Genomic DNA, 21,233 nt, shown 5'->3' on the forward strand with positions numbered 1-21,233 from the left:
TCCGAGGTATTAGATCTACCCGGCTCGGCAGACGGGCCTGAGATCCCGCTGAAAAAGCGGGATTAGTTCAACTATCTATTTTGAATGCATTGCTATGCAACTTTTCAAAATAGAGTTTCACTAATAAAAAAACCACCCAGTAAACTGAGTGGTTCAGTCTTGCAACCTCATGTATCTACGACCCCTTAACTTCGTAGTACTGATTTTCTTGCAAAAAAATAAAGGGTTCTATCTATTGGTTTTTCATTAATCTAATCGTCTTATAGGTATTTCCTATAGCGATTTTTACAAAGTATACCCCATTTGGTAACTCCTGAATTGATATAGATTGACCAGTATCTACCTTTTCTATAAGTAAACTACGCCCATTAACATCATAGATAAATAGCTCTGCTTCTCCTGAGAATCCTGAAACCTGAAACTGTTGTTTCGCTGGATTAGGATACAGTGTAAATACCTCTTCTGTGTTTTCCCCAACACTTAAAATAGCATCAGTAACCGTAATAGTAAAAGTCTCTACTTGTTCATTTGCATTATCATCAGTTGCGGTTAAGGTAATCACGTGATCACCAGCTCCTAATAATGTACCTGCTACCGGACTTTGAGTAATCGTAGTTGCGAAAGCTGCTCTATTTGTATCACAGTTATCGGTAACTACTACTCCATCAGTAAAATCAGTTAATGTGTACATATCTCCAGTATCAAAGATTACCTCCATATCCGTTGGTACCGTAGTCATATCAAACTCTGGAGCTATCATATCTTCAACTGTAACGGTAGCCATACACATATCACTATTTCCATTGGAATCTGTAACGGTTAAGACCACTACATTGTCTCCAATATTGGTACAATCAAAATCCGTAATATCGATTGTAAGTGATGCAATACCTGAAAGATCTGAAGAACCGTTATTAATCATCGCCGCTGTAATACTTGCATTTCCAGAATCATCCAATTGTATTGTAATATTTTGACATACAACTGTTGGATTTGTGGTATCTACTACATTCACAGTACGAGTCACTTGAACAGCAGCGTTTCCTGAAGCATCCGTAGCATTATAATAGATCGTATAACTGCCTACTGCATCGACAAAATCGGAAGCATTAATACTCACAGAAGATCCATCATCCGTAGTCGCTCCCAATTCAGTATATCCAGCTCCTAATTCAATGGTCTGCGGATTTGCTCCGTTTAACGTAATTACCGGAGCCGTTGTATCTACTACATCCACCGTTCTGATTACTTCTATGGCATTGTTTCCTGAAGCATCCATAGCATTATAAGTGATACTGTAACTTCCTATTGCATCTACAAAAGCAGAGGCATTAATCAATAAAGCAGATCCATCATCGGTAGTAGCTCCTAATTCTGAATATCCAGCACCCAACTCTATAGTCTGCGGATTCGCTCCTGTTAAGGTGATTACTGGAGCAGTCGTATCTACTACATTTACTGTTCTGATTACTTCTACGGCATTGTTTCCGGAAGCATCCATAGCATTATAAGTAACATTATAGCTTCCTATGGCATCTATAAAAGCAGAGGCATTAATTACCACGGCTGATCCATCATCAGTATTAGCTCCCAACTCTATATATGGATCTCCTAGTTCTATGATTTGTGGATTTGGTCCGTTTAAGGTAATTACAGGTGCTGTAGTATCTACAACCTCAACCATTCTATTAACTTGTGTTGCGGTTGCGCCTGATACTGTATTTGTAGCATCATAAGTAACCGTATAGCTACCTACCCGATCTGTATCCACAGATGTTGCATTGATTGTTAATGTAGCTCCATAAGTTACCTCAGCGCCTAATTCTGTATACGTATCTCCTTTTTCTATTACTTGTGGATTATCTCCTACTAAAGTAATCACGGGAGCTACACATCCTTGTCCTCCATCATTGATGATCCAGTTATACAACGAACCTGTTAAAGTATCTCTTGCTGCTTCTGCTAAACAATAGGTAACATCAGAATTTAAAGTTAAATTAGTAGGGATTTCTGATTCACCAGTATGTAATGTTGCCCAACCTATTAATGTTTTGTCATAATTTTCTTGGGTCATTCCTGAGCCTGTAAAGAAATCATCGAAACCTTCTACATTACTAATATCCCAACTTGATAAATCTTGATTGAATGATGAAGCTGCGTAAAACATGTATCTAATATCATAAACATCACTCATATTCCAATTACTCAAATCTTGATTAAATGAACTTGCTTCTTCAAGAAAGCTTGTCATATATCCAACTTCATTTAATGTCCAATTACCAATAGGTTGATTAAAAGCTTTTGCACGCAAAAACATACCTTCCATATCATCTACTTGAGACATATCCCAATTAGAAATATCTTGATTAAAACTAGTTGCATTTCTAAAGGTATAAACTGCTCTAGTAAGTTTTGTAAATGTCCAATCTGAAATATTTTCATTAAAAATCGAACATTCATTGAACATCCTTGAAATTAAAGTAATGTTAGACATATCCCAATTCCCGATTTGATCTTTTAAATCTTCAAAATTGGTACAACCTTCGAACATTGAGCCAGTAGAATCTATTAAAGATAAATCTGGCACATCATCGGCATTTAACTTCAAATTCACGCAGGTTGAAAACCCATTGATTAACCTACGCCATTGTTGCGTACCCCATTGCTCAATAGTTTGTAATTTTAACCTTGAACCACTTTCGTGGAAAAATAATGCAGGAAATTCTCCTGTAATTTTAACCTCATAAGTACCTTCAGTTGTGTAGATATGTGATGCTTGAGCTGTAAGTCCATACTCAACAGTTCCATCACCCCAATCTATATTGTAATTATACGTGTATGAACCGAAAATAGGTATTATTACTTCATCTCCATCAGTAACTAACCAAGTAGTAATAAATGCTTCATCGGTACAAAATTTTCCTCCATCATTAATTATCCAATTATAAGTATCACTTGTTAAGGTATCGTGTGCGGCTTCGGCTAAACAATAGGTTGTATCAGCATCTAAAGTCAAATCCGTTGGAATTTGACTTTCGCCATCTTCTAAAGTTGCCCAACCAATTAATGTTTTGTCATAGTTTTCTTGGGTCATTCCTGAATTGGTAAACATTCTAGACATATTTGACACACTAGAAATATCCCAATTTGATAGGTCTTGATTAAAGGCTGTAGCTTCGTAAAATAAATCTCCTACATCTTGAACTTGGCTAAAATTCCAATTCGATAGCTCTTGATTAAAAGTTGTGGCTCCATGGAATAAGCCTTCCATAGATTCTACTGAACCGAGTGTCCATTTTCCAATAGGTTGATTAAATGAAACCGCGTCTTCAAACATATAGGACATATCTTTAACCTTTGACATATCCCAATTAGAAATATCTTGATTAAATTTTTGGTTTCCTTCAAATGCTACAAAAGTATATTCAAGGTTATTAAATGTCCATCCACTGATGTCTTCATTAAAATCAGCACATTCTGTAAACATGTATGCAATATTTGTGATGGTAGACATATCCCAACTTCCTATATTGTCTTTTAAATCTTCAAAACTAATACACCCAGAAAACATATCTCCCATATCATTAACCTGAGATAAATCTGGAACATCATCGGCATTTAATTTTAGATTTTTACAAAATTCAAAAGCACCTTGCATAGTTACCCATTGTTGAGTACCCCATTGTTCTACAGTTTGTAATCTATCTCTTATAGCTCCTGTAGCCCTATTAAAACTAATTGCAGGAAATTCACCAATAATAGAAACGGTATAGGTTCCAGCATCTGCATAGGTGTGTGATACTTCGCTTGTTTGGTTTCTAATTAGCGTACCATCTCCCCAATCTATAGTATAATTATAGGTTAAACCTGTATCGACTGGAATGGTAATCATTTCATTAGCTTCCACTGACCAAGTGGTAATAAAAGCTTCGTTTGTACAAAATTTTCCTCCGTCATTAATTATCCAATTATAGGTTGTACCTGTCAACGTATTTCTTGCATCTTCTGCTAAACAATAGGTTGCAGAAGCATCTAAGGTGAAATTGGTCGGAATTTGAGTTTCGCTAGCTTCCAAAGTTGCCCAACCTATTAAAGTTGCATCATAACTTTCTTGAGACATTCCTGAATTTACCAGCATATCATCCATATCGGTAGCTGCACTGATATCCCAGTTTGCTAAGGATTGGTTAAAGTCAGTAGCTCCTAAAAACAAATCTTCAAAATTAGCTACATTACTTACATTCCAGTTCCCAATATCTTGGTTGAATGCTGATGCTAATTGGAACATACCTTCCATATCATCTACACTATCCATGGTCCAATTTCCAATTGCTTCATTAAATAAGCTACAGCTTGCAAACATAGCGCTTGTATTTTCAATGGTACTCATATCCCAGTCCTTCATTGTATCTTTTGAATCCACTAAACTTGTACATCCTCTAAACATCGCTGCTGTGCTAGATAATTGAGATAAATCTGGGACATCATCAGCATTCAACACTAAGTTCGAACAACCATCAAAAGCACCATCTGCTTCTAAAAGCTGAAGGCTTCCCCATTGTTCTATAGCGACTAATTTTTCTTTATTAACAAATTGTTTATCAAAGTCAAATCTTGGAAAATCTCCGTAAATGCGAACTGTTAACATTCCGAGATTTTCATTACGGCCTATTCCCAATCCGTTAGTGGTTACATGAAAAATATCCCCAGTTGATAAGTGAATAGTATAATCGTATCCATCTCCAGAAGTTGGCATATCAAACCTTCTCTCTGTACTAAGATCCCATGTCATGACAAATACGTCGTTTTCATCACAACCCGCACCACCATCTGTAATTTGCCATCCATACGTATTGGTTAATTGCTCTATAATATCTCCTGCCAAACAATATTGGCTATTTCCAGCATCAAAGGTGATATCATTTGGACGTAAATCACTTAAAAACCAACCCGAAAGTGTTTGATCGTAATTCTGAGTAGATAATCCTGCATTACTAAACATTCCAGTCATGTCTGTTACAGACTGTATTTTGAAGAGTCCTAAATTCTGATCGAAACTGGTAGCACCGTTGAACATATCTTTCAATATAATTACCTCGGGTGTGCTCCAATATATGGGTTGATTAAATGCAATAGCATCTCTAAACATTCCTTCGAAAGTTTTTGCAAAATATGGAAACCCGATACCTTGATTGAACATCTTGGCTCCACGAAACATTTCAGAGAGATCTTCTGCTGCTATGAAAATCCAAGAATTTAAAGTTGTATTAAACTTGTCTGTATTCATAAACATTTGCCCAAGATCAACAATTGTTCTTACGTCCCAGTTAGCAATAGTTCCCTGTACATCTACTAAGTTTGTATTATCTCTGAACATCGCTCTTAGACTCGTCAAGTTGGCAAAATCTGGAGTATCACTTGCATCAACAATTAAATTGGTACAACCATAAAATGCTGATTCCATAGAAGTCCATTGTTGTGTTCCCCATTGATTTATGGCTACAATTTTATCTTTGTCTCCTAAATTGTTGAAATATATTCTAGGGAAAGACCCTGTAATGGTTACCGTATAAGTTCCTGAGGTTGCATAGGTATGGGAAGTATTCGCTGCTTGGCCAGTATCTGAACTACCATCTCCCCAATCTACGGTGTAAAAATATCCATCTCCTGTAGTTGGAATTTCAATACTCAAGTCTCCATCTGCTACTGACCATGTGGTTACAAAAGCGGATTCATTTTCGCAAACTCTTTCTGCATTTCCTCTAAAAATCCACTGGTATGTCGTATTTAACTCATTTCTTTCATAAGCTGCTGCACAATAGGTTAATCCATCATCTGCAAATCCTATGTTAACAGGGATTGTAGCTTCTCCTTCATCTAATGTTGTCCAACCTTTTAAAGTAGCATCATAATTTTCAGTAGATAACCCTGAATAGCTTAACATAAGAGATATGTCCGTTACATTACTAATATCCCAACGCTCCAAATTTTGATTGAATTTACTAGCGTTTGCAAAGGTAAACACCATATTTTGTACATTACTTACATCCCAATTATCTAGCGGCTGATTGAAACTAGTTGCTGATCTAAACATCCCAGATATAGCAGCAACTTTACTCATGTCCCAATTGTTTAAGGGTTGATTGAAAGCAGTACATTCAGAAAACATAAAGCCCATTGCAATAAGATCTGGGACAAACTCTCCTATGTTCCAACTTTCTATATTTTGATTGAAATTTGTTGCTTTATTAAACATGTAATTAAAATTATACACGTTTCCAACGTCCCAATTGGCTATATTTTCATTGAATGTTGTTGCCTCATTAAACATGTAAAACATACTAGTTATCGTGCTAACATCCCAAGTATTCATGACATCTTGCGTATCTACTAAAGCAGTATTTCCATAAAACATGTACCCTAAATCTGTTGCACTTGTTAATGTTGGTGTATCTGTAGCTTCTAATACTAAATTAGAACATCCGTAAAACGCACCATTCATGCTGGTCCATTCTTGCGTTCCCCATTGCTCAATAGTTTGAATTTTTTCTTCATAACCAGAGTTTCTGAAATAAATTCTTGGAAAATCGCCCTTAATTTTTACGGTATAAGTGCCTGGTGTTGCATAAGTGTGTGTTGCATTGCCTGTAATGGCATCATCTTGCTCGCCATCGCCCCATGAAATGCTGTAATTATAACCATCTCCTGTGGTTGGAATTACAATAGTTTCATCTGCTTCTGTAGTTTGCCAAGTGGTTATAAAACCTTCTTCAAAACCACAGTCTAGTCCGGCATCAGAGATACTCCAATTTAACCCACCAATATCAGTCAACGTAGTTCTTGCTGATTCTCCTAAACAATAAGTTAAACCACTTGCTCCTAAATCAATCCCTGTTGGTATATCATCAATTCCGTCGCTCAAATCTCCACTTACATCTGTTGCCCAACCCAATAGTGTTGCATCATAATTTTGTTGTGATAATCCAGAGTTGTTTAACAGTCCTGCTATGTTGGTCACTTTGCTGATATCCCAATTGCCCAAGGATTGATTGAAATTGGTGGCGTTATTAAACATCAATGCCATGTTAATAGTGCCGTTATTATTTTCTCCAATATTCCAATTACTCATATCTTGGTTAAAGGAGGTTGCTCTTGAAAACACTTGTACAAAATTTACAACATTACCTACATCCCAATTTTTTATGGTTTCGCTGTTGAATGAAATTGCATTTTTGAAAGCACTTGCAAAATCTACAATGCCACTAGTATCCCAATTTGAAAAATCTAAAGTTTCAGAGGTTCCTAAGCGAGTACATTGATTGAATATTCTTGTCAGGTATTGGACATTACTTAAGTCAGGAGCATCTATTGCAATGACATCTAGATTAGTACATCCAAAAAATGCATCAGTAAAATTTGTCCATGCGATGTTTCCCCATTGATTCACTTCTAAAATCTTGTCTTTATCTCCTGAATTATTAAAGTAAATTCTTGGAAAATCACCTGTAATTTTTACTGTATATAAACCTGCTTGAGCGTATTGATGGGTAGCGTTTCCTGTTTCTAAAGTAATTGTTGTTCCATCGCCCCAGTCTACTATGTAATCGTATCCATCACCTGTTGTGGGAATGGTAATACTTTCATTATTCGCAGTAGTTTCCCAAGTGGTAATAAAAAAATCTGTTAAATCACAAGCAGCAGCACCATTATCAGTAATGCTCCAATTTAATCCAGTAGGATCGGTTAGTGTATTTCTAGCGTCTGCTCCAAAACAATAGGTGAGATTAGATGCTCCTAAACTTAATCCACTTGGTGTATTAACGTCTTCCGCCCAACCAATTAATGTTGCATCATAATTAACGATAGAAAGTCCAGTATTACTTAGCATATTGTTAATATTTGTTACTTTCTCTAGATTCCAAGTACCTAAATTTTGATCAAAATTTTTGGCGTTTAACAACATACTTCCCAAATTAATAGTTCCGGTAACATTTTCTCCTATATTCCAATTACTGATATCTTGATTAAATGTTATCGCATTATTAAACATTAGTACAAAAGCTGTAGCCTTTCCTACATCCCAGTTAGTTATGGATACACTATTGAAATTGGATGCATTTCTAAACATACTCCCAAACAAAAGCACTCCACTGGTATCCCAATTTGAAAAATCGAGTGTAGACGATGTTCCCAAAGTAGCACACCCGCTAAACATTCTTGCTACCGAAGTCACATTACTAAGATCTGGAGCATCTATTGCAATGATATCTAAATTAGAACAGCCATAGAATGCGTCAACAAAAGAGTTCCAAGCAATATTTCCCCATTGCTCAACTGTTAGAATTTTGTCTTTATCGCCTGAATTATTAAAGTAAATTCTAGGGAAATCACCTGATATTTTTACAGTATGCGTATCTGCATCTGTATACTCATGCGTAGCATCACCAATAAAACCAGTTTCTATAGTTCCATCTCCCCAGTCTACTGAATAATTATATCCAGCTCCGGTAGTGGGTATGGTAATGCTTTCATCTGCGGTTGTAGTTTCCCAGGTAGTAATAAATTCATTTTGGGCAAATCCAGCAGTAAAAAAACTAACAATAAAAAATAGTGTAATGTAAAAGTGTTTCATATAAGGGGCTTTTTTAGAAAAAAGAGTTGATAATACATGCTTAAAATCGAGTGCAAAATTAACAGGATTTTAAGGGTTGCAAAGGTTTTAGGGGTTGCAAAAGGGTTGCAACCCCTTAATTTCATAGCACATCTTCTTTGCAATCAACTATGTAGTATTCTAATTCTTTATCAATCGTGTGGTTTGATATACATCATCTTGTTCAATTTTTATCAAATACACGCCTTCTGATAAATCTGCTATAGAAACAGATTGATCATTTTTAATCTTTATAGTTCGTAATACGCGACCATTGATATCAGAAAGTGTTACTTGTGCTTCTCCATGTAATCCTGCAATCCAAATTTGATCTGTAGTAGGATTAGGATATAGTGTAAATACCTCTTCTGTGTTTTCCCCAACACTTAAAATAGCATCAGTAACCGTAATAGTAAAGGTAGTAGTTTGTTCGTTTGCATTATCATCGGTAGCCGTAAGCGTAATCAAATGATCTCCTTCTGCTAATAAAGTGCCTGCTACCGGACTTTGAGTAATCGTAGTAGCGAATGCAGTTCTATTCGAATCACAATTATCCGTAACTACTACTCCATCCGTAAAATCAGTTAATGTATACATATCTCCAGTATCAAAGATTACCTCCATATCTGTAGGTACTGTAGCTGCATCGAATTCAGGATCTATCGTATCAATTACGGTAATTATTGCCATACACATATCACTATTTCCATTGGCATCTATAACGGTTAAGACCACTACATTATCTCCAATATTGGTACAATCAAAATCCGTAATATCGATTGTAAGTGATGCAATACCTGAAAGATCTGAAGAACCATTATCAATCATCTCCGCTGTAATACTTACATTACCTGTATCATCTAGTTGTACAGTTATATTTTGGCATACAACGGTTGGACTTGCAGTATCTACTACATTAACCGTACGAGTTATCTGAACTGCAGCATTACCATTAACATCTGTAGCATCATAATAAATCGTATAACTGCCTACTGCATCCATAAATTCTGAAGTATCCATACTCACCGCAGAACCATCATCTGTCATCGCTCCTAATTCTGAATATCCAGCTCCTAATTCTATTACTTGTGGATTTGGTCCGTTTAACGTAATTACTGGTGCTGTCGTATCCACAACCTCAACCATTCTGGTTACTTGTGTTGCGGTGGCTCCTGATACTGTATTAATAGCATCATAAGTAACTGTATAACTACCCAACTGATTTGTATTTACTGATGAAGCATTAATAGTTACTGTGGCTCCATAGGTTACTTCAGCTCCTTGTTCGTTATAGGAATTACCTATTTCAATAATTTGAGGGTTATCTCCTAATAATGTAATTACTGGGTCAACACATCCTAGTCCTCCATCATTGATGATCCAATTATAAGTTGTACCAGTTAAAGTATCTCTTGCCGCTTCTCCTAAGCAATAAGTAGCATCAGCACTAAATTCGTTACCAATAGGAATTTGAGTTTCACCGGCTTCTAAAGTTGCCCAGCCAATTAGCGTATTATCATAATTTTCTTGAGACAAGGCTGTTCCTACAAAGATTTCTTCTAAATCATTTACTAGACTGCTCAGATCCCAACCAGCAAGGTTCTGGTTAAAAGATGAAGCTCCTTTAAACATGTCAATCCCTCTTTCAAGATTTGACATATCCCAATTAGAGATATCTTGATTAAAAGATAAAGCATTGGAGAATGTATTTGTTGTATCTATTAGATTATCAAATGACCATGTACTAATATCCTCATTAAAAACAGCGCAATTAAAAAACATAAATGATATATCCTCAATCTGAGACATATCCCAGTTTTCAATGTTATCTTTTAGATCTTCGAAATTAGTACAACCGCTAAACATAGAACTAATTTCTTTACTTGAGACTTCTGATAAATCAGGAGTATCATCGGCATTCAGCTTCAAATTAACACATCCTGCAAATCCAGCACTTAAATATTCCCATTTCTGATTCCCCCATTGTTCTATAGTTTGTAAACTTTCTTTTGTGGTATCACTTGCAGTACCAAAAAATATGGTTGGCATATTTCCTGTTATGCTAACTGTATAGGTACCACCAGAAACGTAAGTATGCGAAGTTGAAGAGGTATTTGCAGTACTGAAAGTCCCATCACCCCAATCTACGTTATAATTATGTGCAATAAACATTGAGAAATTAGGAATCATAATTTGACCTCCATCTGCGACAGTCCAAGTGGTAATAAAAGCCTCTGTACCATCACATCCTAATCCTCCATCGGTAATAATCCAATTATAAGGAGCACTTGTTAATGTATTTCTAGCAGCTTCTCCTAAACAATAGGTTATTCCTGTTGCCCCCAACCTTACACCTGTTGGTATTTCTGTTTCTCCGGCATCTAAAGTTGCCCATCCAATTAAGGTAGCATCATAATTGCTAGTAGACATCCCTGAATTACTCAATAAGCCCAAAATTCCTATTGTACTATTTATATTGCTAAGATCCCAATTTCCTAAATCCTGATCGAAAGAACTAGCACCATTAAACATATTTCTCAATAATGTTGCAGAAGTAAATTCCCAATTATTAAGTGGTTGATTAAAAAGTGTAGCATTTTGAAATACTTCAATAGCACTTTTTACTTTGCTAACATCCCAATTATTAATATTTTCATTAAAAGCTGAACCTTTAAATGTTCTAGATAAGAATTCTATAGTACTCGTATCCCAATTACTTATTTCCCCTCCATTATCGATAAAAGAAGTAGTATCTTGGAATGTTTGGAATAAACTAGTAACTAAACTAAGGTCTGGAACATCAGTGGCATTTAATACCAATTGTGGACATCCAAAAAATGCAGCTTCCATAGATTGCCATTGCTGTGTTCCCCATTGTTCTATCGCAAGGATTTTATCTTTGTCACCCGAATTATTAAAATAGATACTTGGAAATGTTCCAGTTATTTTTACTTGATAAGTACCGGCTGTAGCATAGCTATGCGTTGCATCACCAGTTATGGCAACCTCAATAGTTCCATCACCCCAATCAACAGCGTAGTTGTATCCAGCTCCGGTAGTAGGAATAGTAATACTTTCATTATCTGTGGTAGTTTCCCAGGCAGTAATAAAGGCATCCGTAAAATCACAACTATTACCTCCATCATTAATCATCCAATTATAAAGTGAGCTGGTCAATGTACTTACCGCATTGACTCCAGAACAATGTGCTACATCTGCATCCAACGTTAAATCCGCAGGAATTTGTGTTTCTCCAGCTTCTAAGGTGGCCCAACCAATCAAGGTGTTATCATAATTTTCCTGAGACATGGCTGTACCTGTAAATATCCCTGTCATATCAGTAACACTCGAAATATCCCAACTGGATAGATCTTGGTCAAACGAAGATGCTCCTGAAAAAAGTTCGTCTATCTCCTGAACTTGACTAAAATCCCAACTACTTACATCCTGATTAAAGTTAGTAGCCCCAGCAAACATACTTTTCATATCTTCCACCATTCCCAACGTCCAATTACCAACAGGTTGGTTGAAAGCAGCAGCATTATAAAACATATTTTCCATATCAATTACTGTAACCATATTCCAGCTAGAAATATTCTGATTAAATGTTATTGCTTCTTCAAAAGCAGCATCTGTGCTTAACAAATTGGTAAATGTCCATGCACTGATATCTTCATTAAAAATACTACAGCCAGCAAACATACTCTCAATACTTTCTATTGTAGACATATCCCAAGATCCCATCCTATCTTTCAAGTCTTCAAAGTTGGTACACCCCTCAAACATCCTGGATAACTCGGTAACTTGAGATAAATCTGGGGTATCATCCGCGTTTAGTTTTAAATTTTCACAATCATTGAAGGAATCTCTAAAACTACGCCATTGTATATTTCCCCATTGTTCAATGGTTTGAATTTTAGTTCTTAACGTCTTACCAAATCTAAAAAACAACGTAAATCTTGGGAACTCACCTGTAATTGACACCTCATACGTTCCTGCTGTGGTATAATTATGTGAAATATCTGTTGTTACATTGTAATCTACAGTTCCATCTCCCCAATCAATAGTATAGTTATAATTATATCCACTAGTGGTTCTAATCGTAATATCATCGTTATCTTCTAACAACCATGAAGTGATAAAGGCATCCTCCGGACAAATCTTTCCTCCATCGGTGATGATCCAATTATAGGGCGCACTTGTTAATACAGTTCTAGCAGCTTCTCCTAAACAATACGAAACGTTTTCTGCATCAAAACTAACTCCTACAGGGATTTTGGTTTCACCCGCATCTAATCGTGCCCAACCGATTAGGGTATTATCATAATTTTCTGTGGACATCCCTGAGTTACTAAACATATGCTGTATAGAATTCGTATTTTCCACAAGCGAACTGATATCCCAGCTTCCTAAGTCTTGATCAAAAGCCGTAGCACCATTGAAAGCACTGTTTATATTCCCTACATTTTTAACATCCCAGGCACTAATGTCTTGATTGAATACAGTAGCACCATTAAACATTGTTGACAAACTTCTGGCTTGTTCAGTATTCCAACTACCAATTGCTCCATTAAATGCTGTGGCATCTTGAAACATTGCACTAAACACTTCACCCGCACTTGTATTCCAAGAATCAAGATTTTGGTTGAAGGATGTATTTCTAAAAAACATAGAGGAAAAATCTTTTACCGCAGATACATTCCAGGTACTTATATTTTCATTAAAATTTGAACTATCAAATACCTCTTCCATATTTTCAATGGTACTCACATCCCAATTTCCGATATTACCTCCATGATCTACCAAAGAAGAAGTCATTTCAAACATTTTTTTCATACTTTTTGCCAAGCTTAAATCTGGGGCATCTGTAGCATTAATAACCAATAGCGAACAACGTCTGAATGCACTTTCCATAGAAGTCCACTGTTGTGTCCCCCATTGATCTACAGAGATAATTTTATCTCTGGCTGCAGAATTTCCATTAATATATATCCTTGGAAAATCTCCTTTGATTTTTACGGTATATGTTCCTGGTGTTGTAAATGTGTGAGAAGCATCTCCTGTTATACTGGTATCTTCTGTACCATCTCCCCAAGCAACACTATAGTTATATCCATCTTCTCTGGTGGGAATCACAATAGTTTCATCTGCGGCTGTCGTTTTCCAAGTGGTAATAAAACCTTCGTCAAAACCACAGTCTAAAACATCTCCAATAATGTTCCAATTATTAAGTGTATTGGTTAATATATTTCTACCTTCTTCAACGGCACAGTATTTCAATTTTATAGCACCAAGTCTAACACCCGTAGGAATATCATCAATACCGTCACTTACATTTCCACTAGTATCTGTTGCCCAACCTTTTAAAGTAGCCTCATAATTTTCTATAGACATCCCTGATTGATCCAACATACCAAGCATTGAATTGACATTACTGATATCCCAATCTGATAGGTCTTGATTGAATTTAGCTGCAAAAGAAAATGTAAAGTCAAACCTACCAATTTTACTCACATCCCAATTATTTAATGGTTGATTAAAAGAATTTGTTGAAAGAAACATAAAATCTATATTTAACGTTCCTGTTACAAACTCTCCTATATTCCAATCATTTACATTTTGATTAAAATTATCCGCTCCACCGAACATCACTGAGAAGTTTTGAACATTTCCAACGTTCCAAGACGCAATATTTTCATTAAACATATCAGCATCGGCAAACATTCTCTCCATAGTTGTGATGGTACTTACATCCCATGTGTTCATTACATCTTGTGTATCTACCAAAGAAATAGCACTGTTAAACATCCTAGATACGTTATTTGCTTGTGATAGTATTGGTGTATCTGTAGCGTCTAATACCAAATTAGAACATCCATAAAATGCATTTTCCATAGAAGTCCATTGTTGTGCACCCCATTGATTCACGGCTAAAATTTTGTCTTTATCTCCTGTATTATTAAAATAAATTCTTGGGAAATCGCCTATAATTTTAACCTCATACGCCCCTGCTTGAGTGTATTGATGCGTAGCGTTTCCTGTTTCTAAAGTAGTTGTTGTTCCATCGCCCCAGTCTACTATGTAATCGTATCCATCACCTGTTGTGGGAATGGTAATGCTCTCATTAGCTGTTGTGGTTTGCCAGGTAGTAATGAATTCATTTTGGGCAAATCCGGCAGTAAAAAAACTAACAATAAAAAATAGTGTAATGTAAAAGTGTTTCATATAAGGGGCTTTTTTAGAAAAAGAGTTGATAATATATTCTTAAAATCGAGTGCAAAATTAACAGGATTTTAAGGGTTGCAAAGGATTAAGGGGTTGCAAAGGGGTTGCAAGGTGAAAATTTTAAGCTTTAACCAATCTACAGCTTTTCTCACGCAATCAATAAAAAATTATTTTTACTAAGCTTAGGTTACATAACATCTCGATACCCTCCAGAGGCGGGCAGGCTATTTTTATAGTTTCATTACGTTATACCATAAAAATACTCGATAAGAGGAAGAATATTATTAAAAACCAATGCATTCTACGTCTGCTTAATATTGATACAGTAAAATTACACCCTTTATTGTTTATGCTTCTGAATTCTTTATAAACTCGATAATATCCGTTTTAGAACCTACTCCAATCTTTTTACGAATTCGCGATCGTGTAGATTTAATTGCAGAAACTGTGCTGCTTTGGAGTTTACTAATCTTTGTAGCATTCAGTTCCAAAGTCATCAAATAAAGAAGTTCTTTTTCTTTTTCGCTAAGTTGTGAGAAATTCGAATCCAAAATCAATTTAAAATCAAGACTTACCTTATCTAAATAGGATTGTATTTCTGAAGTAGCCTTTTTAGTCACTTCTTCTGAAAGCAAAGAAGCCGAAAGTGATTGCAAAGCTACTTTACGTTCTTTTTCATTTTCAAGTCCGATAATATCTTTTATTTCTCCCAATGTTTTATTTAAAATCTCCTGACGCAAAGATCCTTCTACAACAACTCTCTTTAACTCCTTTTCTTTAGTTACTAAGGTGAGTTCCGCTCGTACCTTCTCTAATTGTTCTTTTTGCAATCTATTCTGAGATAACTCTAGGCGATGCTTTGCATTTTTACGCGTCAGCCAAAAAATAATTCCTCCCATAATAGTAGCAATTACAAAAAGTAATAAGTACAATTGCTTCTTGGATGTTTCATTTTCCAACCTTAATTCACTTGCCTGCTTTTCTTTATCAAATTTGTAATTCAATTCTAATTCAGTGATCCTCTTCACTTTTTCCGTATCGTTAATAGAATCATTATACATTTTATAGATTTTATAATCTTCTAAGGCTTTTTGATACTCCTTTCTTGTTTCATTAAGATTACTTCTACTATAATACTGCTTAAGCAATAATTCTTTATGTTTTAATTCTTTAGCAACAATAATTGCACTATCCAGATATGGAACAGCTTTATCGTACTCCTTTAGTGCGTTATACAACACCGCCACATTTAAATAACTAATACTCAACTCGTTTTGATCGTTAATATCTTTAGAAATTTTAATATTTTCTTTATATATATTAATAGATTTGTCAAATTTTTTCTCTTTAAAAAATATTGCTGCTAAAGTGCCGTTAGCTTTTGATTTACGAACACCCGAACTCGACATCCCTTTAACTACAGATATATGATGTCTCGCAGAATCCATCTGCTCATTGTTATAGTAAGTGAGTGCTAGCATATGATGAGATAATGCTAAATCTTCAACATCTTTCAATTTTCCCTTAACGACTATTGCTTTCTTTAAATACTGTTTTGCTTTCCTATACTCCTTTTGACGTCTATAAAACATTCCGAGATTGTGAAACGTTAATCCAATACCCACAGAATCCTTTACTCCTTGGTTTATATCAAGTGCTTCTAGGTAATTGCTAAGTGCATTTTCTACATAGCTTTGTTTACTATCCAATATACCCAGATAATTTAATGCTTCTGCTTTGCGACTTTGATAGTAATTTCCTTCTTTACCTTTGATGGTATATAACACATCATTAATAATTATCCTTGTAGTATCTACATTAGATTTGATTAATTGTTTTGCCAAGTCTATTTGAAAATGAATTCGAGTAGAATCCGTAGTCGCATTTTCGATCTTATCTTTTAATTGATTTGCTGCACTATCGTTGGACTGCGCATAGCTTTGAATCGTAAAAAGAGAAACAAGAATAATAGGATATAATAGTTTCAAAAGGAGTATGAGGTTTTAAAAGTGTATAACAAAAGGTTTATTAGATATCAAAAATACAAGATATTTTTTTACAACCCTAAGAAACCCTCTTAACACCTTTTTGCAACCCCTCTTTTAATTCTTTCATAAAAAATGAGGCTGTCTGAAAAGTATTAGAAATTCTGGATTGTCAGTCTGAGCTTGTCGAAGACATTTTGAAAATCAAGACATTAAAAACTTCGACAGGCTCAGTTTGACAGGAATACAATACTTTTCAGACGGCCTCATCAAGGTGTCATAAATATCTTTTCTTAATTAATTACCATTCTTCGAGTATCTACTTTTTTGTTATCAGTGAATAAAGTATAAAAATATGTACCTGAAGCAAGTCCATCACTATTGATATGCAATTCTCCTTCTCCTACTTCTCCAATCTCAATTGTAGAAATAACTTGTCCACTAGTATTACTGAACACTATAGAAGCCCTGCTTACATTCGTTGGGATATAATATTTAATGGACGAAGTAGCATCAAAAGGATTAGGAATATTTTGGTATAATATCGCTTTTTGATTTGCTCTTCCTTCCACATTACTAATTCCTAAGGTTTGTTCCAAATTACTTAACCTAGTTTCTAAATCTGTTAGTAATGGAGATAAATCTACAGTTACTGAAGCTCCATTTTGAATTTCTATAGTAAGATCTGTGCCACTTAAACTAGCTGAAGTCAAATCTTGCCCATCCGTATTTACAAATGCAGAAAAATCAACTGTATTACCATTACTGATACTTAAGGTTGTATCGGTTAAATTTAAGGTTTGACTATCGGTTCCGGTTCCATCTTGCAATGAAGAAAGATCAACTGTATTTCCATTACTAATACTCAAAGTAGCATCATTCAAATTTAATGTCTGGCTGTCAGTTCCCATTCCATCTTGTAATGAAGAAAGATCTACTGTATTACCATTACTAATACTTAAGGTAGCATTATTTAAATTTAACGTTTGGTTATCAGTTCCTGTTCCATCTTGTAGCGCAGATAAATCCACTGAATTTCCTCCAGAAATTATTAGATCTGTATCATTTAAACTTAATTGCTGACTATCCGTATTATCCAAAAATCCAGACAAATCTACAGAAGTTGCATCATTGCTTAAACTTAAGGTATTATTTGATAAGCTCAAATCTTGATTATCGGTATTATCTAAATAACCAGAAAGATCAATAGTCGATGCATTACCAGAAATACTTAGCGTATTCGTTGTTAAGGATAATGCTTGTGCATCCGTGTTATCCAAAAATCCAGATAAATCTACAGAAGTCGCATCATTGCTTAAACTCAAGGTATTATCGGTTAGTGTTAAATCCTGCTCATCTGTATTATCCAAATAATCTGAAAGATCAACCGTAGACGCATTACCAGAAATACTTAATGTATTGGTTGCTAATGACAATGCTTGTGCATCTGTATTATCCAAAAATCCCGATAAATCTACAGAAGTTGCATCATTGCTCAAACTCAAGGTATTATTGGATAAGTTCAAATCTTGATTATCGGTATTATCCAAATAATCTGAAAGATCAACCGTAGATGCATTACCAGAAATACTTAGTGTATTCGTTGCTAATGATAATGCTTGTGCATCCGTATTATCCAAAAACCCAGATAAATCTACAGAAGTTGTATCATTGGTTAAATTCAATGTATTATCGGTTAGTGTTAAATCCTGAGCATCCGTGTTATCCAAATAACCGGAAAGATCAACCGTAGATACATTACCAGAAATACTTAGTGTATTCGTTGCTAATGATAATGCTTGTGCATCCGTATTATCCAAAAACCCAGATAAATCTACTGAAGTGGCATCATTGGTTAAATTCAATGTATTATCGGTTAGTGTTAAATCCTGCTCATCTGTATTATCCAAATAGCCAGAAAGATCAACCGTAGATACATTACCAGAAATACTTAGCGTATTCGTTGCTAATGATAATGCTTGTGCATCCGTATTATCCAAAAATCCCGATAAATCTACAGTTTTAGTTTCTTCAGCATCATCTTGTAACGATAATTCAAGAGCATTATTATCTAATTGAAAAACGTCAATGGTTTGGTCGTCAGTATCTGTGTCAACATCTTGAGTAGAATTTATCCATCCCGCTCCATTCCATATAAAAATAGACGATAAATCTGTATCGTATACTAGTAAGCCAGCATCTGTAGTAGTTAATGGATTGCCGCTTGCCGCAGCGGTTTCCATAGTAATACGCTGAGCGGTAGTAAGTCTGTTTATTAAAAAACCCTTATCCGTATCTGCTAACTCTAAAGATGCATTCTGATTCGCTGCTACCGTACCAATACCCACACTTACTCTATTGGTTGTCGTATTACCGCCTAATGCCATGGTATTTCTGGTCGTTACATTCACATTATGTCCTAGTGCTATAGCGTAATCTTGATTCACTTTGCTAAACGCTCCAATTACGATAGCTCCTGTATTTCTTCCTGTAGATTCCGCCTCATGTCCTATCACTACCTTCTCTGTTCCTTGTATATTTACCGAACTTCCCATAAATACATTCCGTTCATTTCTTGTACTTCCAGATGACCCGACTTCCGCAAAATCTGCATGCCATCCTATCCCTACATTGTCTGAACCAAATCGATTTATTCCCCCTGCAGTAGCTCCTAAATATGTATTTCTGTTTGCATCATTAGTTCCTCCTACTCTATTATTATCATAACCTGCTCCATAACCGACAAAAGTGTTTCCATGAGCATTGTCGTTATTTGCTCCAGCAGCAAACCCTAAAAAAGTATTGGCACCACCTGCGGTATTATCAAGACCTGATCCTGCACCCAAAAAAGTATTTCCAATCCCTGTAGTATTAGTTTCTCCACTAGAAGCATTACGATAATATATATCATAAGAAGCATCAATAAGCGCTAATTCGGTATAGACATTACCCGGAGCTCTCCCTCCGACAAACGTATTTCCTGATGCTGCAATATTAAAATACCCTGCTTGTCTTCCTATAAATACATTATCAGATCCGGTAGTAGTATTTCTACCCGCATCTTCTCCTATAAATACATTACGATCACCTTCTGTAAGTTTCCAACCCGCCTCTTCACCTATAATCGTGTTGTCAGAACCTCCTGTTAGATCTTTACCTGCCTCTGTCCCAATAACCACATTATCGTTACCTATGTTATATCGGGCTACAGAGTTACCTATATAGACATTATCATAACTATTTGTTGTTTGGTCTGCAGCAAACACCCCTATAATGGTATTGTCATGATCACCATTATCTAGACTTGCTCCTGCCAAACCTCCAATCAATATATTTCTATAACCAGAAGTTAAGTATCCACCAGCTCCCGGACCAGAAATAAGATTCCAATCCCCTGAGTTTATTTGCGAACCCGGAGTATATGATTCACTTCGATCATAGGGTGCAGGAGTACGAGTACCAACATCTTCCTCGGGGATTATACTTGCTCCACTAACTTGATTATTGGTCTGTGCTTGTGATTGTATTGCGCATAAAAAACAAATTGTTGCGATAAGTAAAAGTCTTTTCATAGTAAGGGGTTTTTAATTATGGCAACAAAATTATAATAACAGCTTAGAAAAATAGTGTTAGAGGGGGTTGCAAAAAGGTTGCAAGATTGATTTTTTTTGGGGATTATGTAACTAAACTAATGATATAGGTACATCTAAAAGAGAAAAGCAATCAAACTCATAATTATAGATTCCATTTTTCTATTTTCTTAGAAAACACCTCATTTATCAAACAACTTTTAAAAATTTCACAAGAAATACCTGTGATAAATATTAATACTTATATTTATCCATCAATTGAAGGATCTATTTATGAGCGTACATTATAAAGTAAAAGTTAATAAAGATTTCGAAGCTATACTATCCGAGAATGACATTTCTACAACTGATATTGTTAAAACTTCTGATTCAAAATTCCATATCATTAATGAGAGTCAAACTTATCGTTCGGAGATTTTAAAATCTGATTTCAACAATAAGAAATACACGGTAAAAGTAAATTCTAATACTTATGAAGTAGCTATATCGAACCCGTTGGATATGATGATTTCGGAGATGGGTTTTTCTATTGGTGCTTCTAAACAAGTAAATTCTATTAAATCTCCAATGCCTGGACTCATTATAGATATTCAGGTAGCAGTAGGTCAAACAGTAAAAGAAGATGATTACTTATTGGTCCTAGAAGCTATGAAAATGGAAAACATCATTACTTCTCCAAGAGAGGGAATCATTAAATCTATTGATGTTGCAAAAGGAGATGCTGTAGATAAAGGGAAATTACTAATCGAATTCGAATAAAATCTTACCCCAGATAAAATCAAA

5 protein-coding genes are annotated in these 21,233 nt (G+C 35.3%); 1 reads left to right on the plus strand and 4 read right to left on the minus strand.

Going from position 1 to position 21,233, the window contains the following annotated elements:
* Window positions 1-232 precede the first annotated feature (232 nt).
* From Q0829_RS18655 to Q0829_RS18670, 4 genes are all read right to left on the minus strand, one after another.
* On the minus strand, window positions 233-8,632 hold the full coding sequence (locus Q0829_RS18655) for a BspA family leucine-rich repeat surface protein (protein WP_298545957.1): 8,400 nt from the start codon (window positions 8,630-8,632) through the stop codon (window positions 233-235).
* 159 nt (window positions 8,633-8,791) lie between these two features.
* Window positions 8,792-14,875, minus strand: a complete 6,084-nt coding sequence (locus Q0829_RS18660) for a BspA family leucine-rich repeat surface protein (protein ID WP_298545959.1) — start codon at window positions 14,873-14,875, stop codon at window positions 8,792-8,794.
* Window positions 14,876-15,222: 347 nt separating this feature from the next.
* The gene (locus Q0829_RS18665; RefSeq protein WP_298545961.1) at window positions 15,223-16,863 is read right to left on the minus strand and encodes a tetratricopeptide repeat protein; all 1,641 of its coding nucleotides are present in this window, start codon (window positions 16,861-16,863) and stop codon (window positions 15,223-15,225) included.
* A 290-nt stretch (window positions 16,864-17,153) separates the two neighbouring features.
* On the minus strand, window positions 17,154-20,432 hold the full coding sequence (locus Q0829_RS18670) for a T9SS type A sorting domain-containing protein (RefSeq protein WP_298545963.1): 3,279 nt from the start codon (window positions 20,430-20,432) through the stop codon (window positions 17,154-17,156).
* 291 nt (window positions 20,433-20,723) lie between these two features.
* Between Q0829_RS18670 and Q0829_RS18675 the strand changes: the two genes are divergently transcribed.
* A complete protein-coding gene (locus tag Q0829_RS18675) occupies window positions 20,724-21,209 on the plus strand; it encodes an acetyl-CoA carboxylase biotin carboxyl carrier protein subunit (protein ID WP_298545964.1) in 486 nt (161 codons plus the stop codon).
* Window positions 21,210-21,233: the final 24 nt, after the last annotated feature.

This window comes from uncultured Aquimarina sp. (assembly GCF_947492405.1).
GTDB lineage: Bacteria > Bacteroidota > Bacteroidia > Flavobacteriales > Flavobacteriaceae > Aquimarina.

Excerpts from the sequence above, each read along its gene's own strand:
- Q0829_RS18655 (WP_298545957.1), bottom strand. The coding sequence starts at position 8,632 with ATGAAACACTTTTACATTACACTATTTTTTATTGTTAGTTTTTTTACT.
- Q0829_RS18660 (WP_298545959.1), bottom strand. The coding sequence starts at position 14,875 with ATGAAACACTTTTACATTACACTATTTTTTATTGTTAGTTTTTTTACT.
- Q0829_RS18670 (WP_298545963.1), bottom strand. The coding sequence starts at position 20,432 with ATGAAAAGACTTTTACTTATCGCAACAATTTGTTTTTTATGCGCAATA.
- Q0829_RS18675 (WP_298545964.1), top strand. The coding sequence starts at position 20,724 with ATGAGCGTACATTATAAAGTAAAAGTTAATAAAGATTTCGAAGCTATA.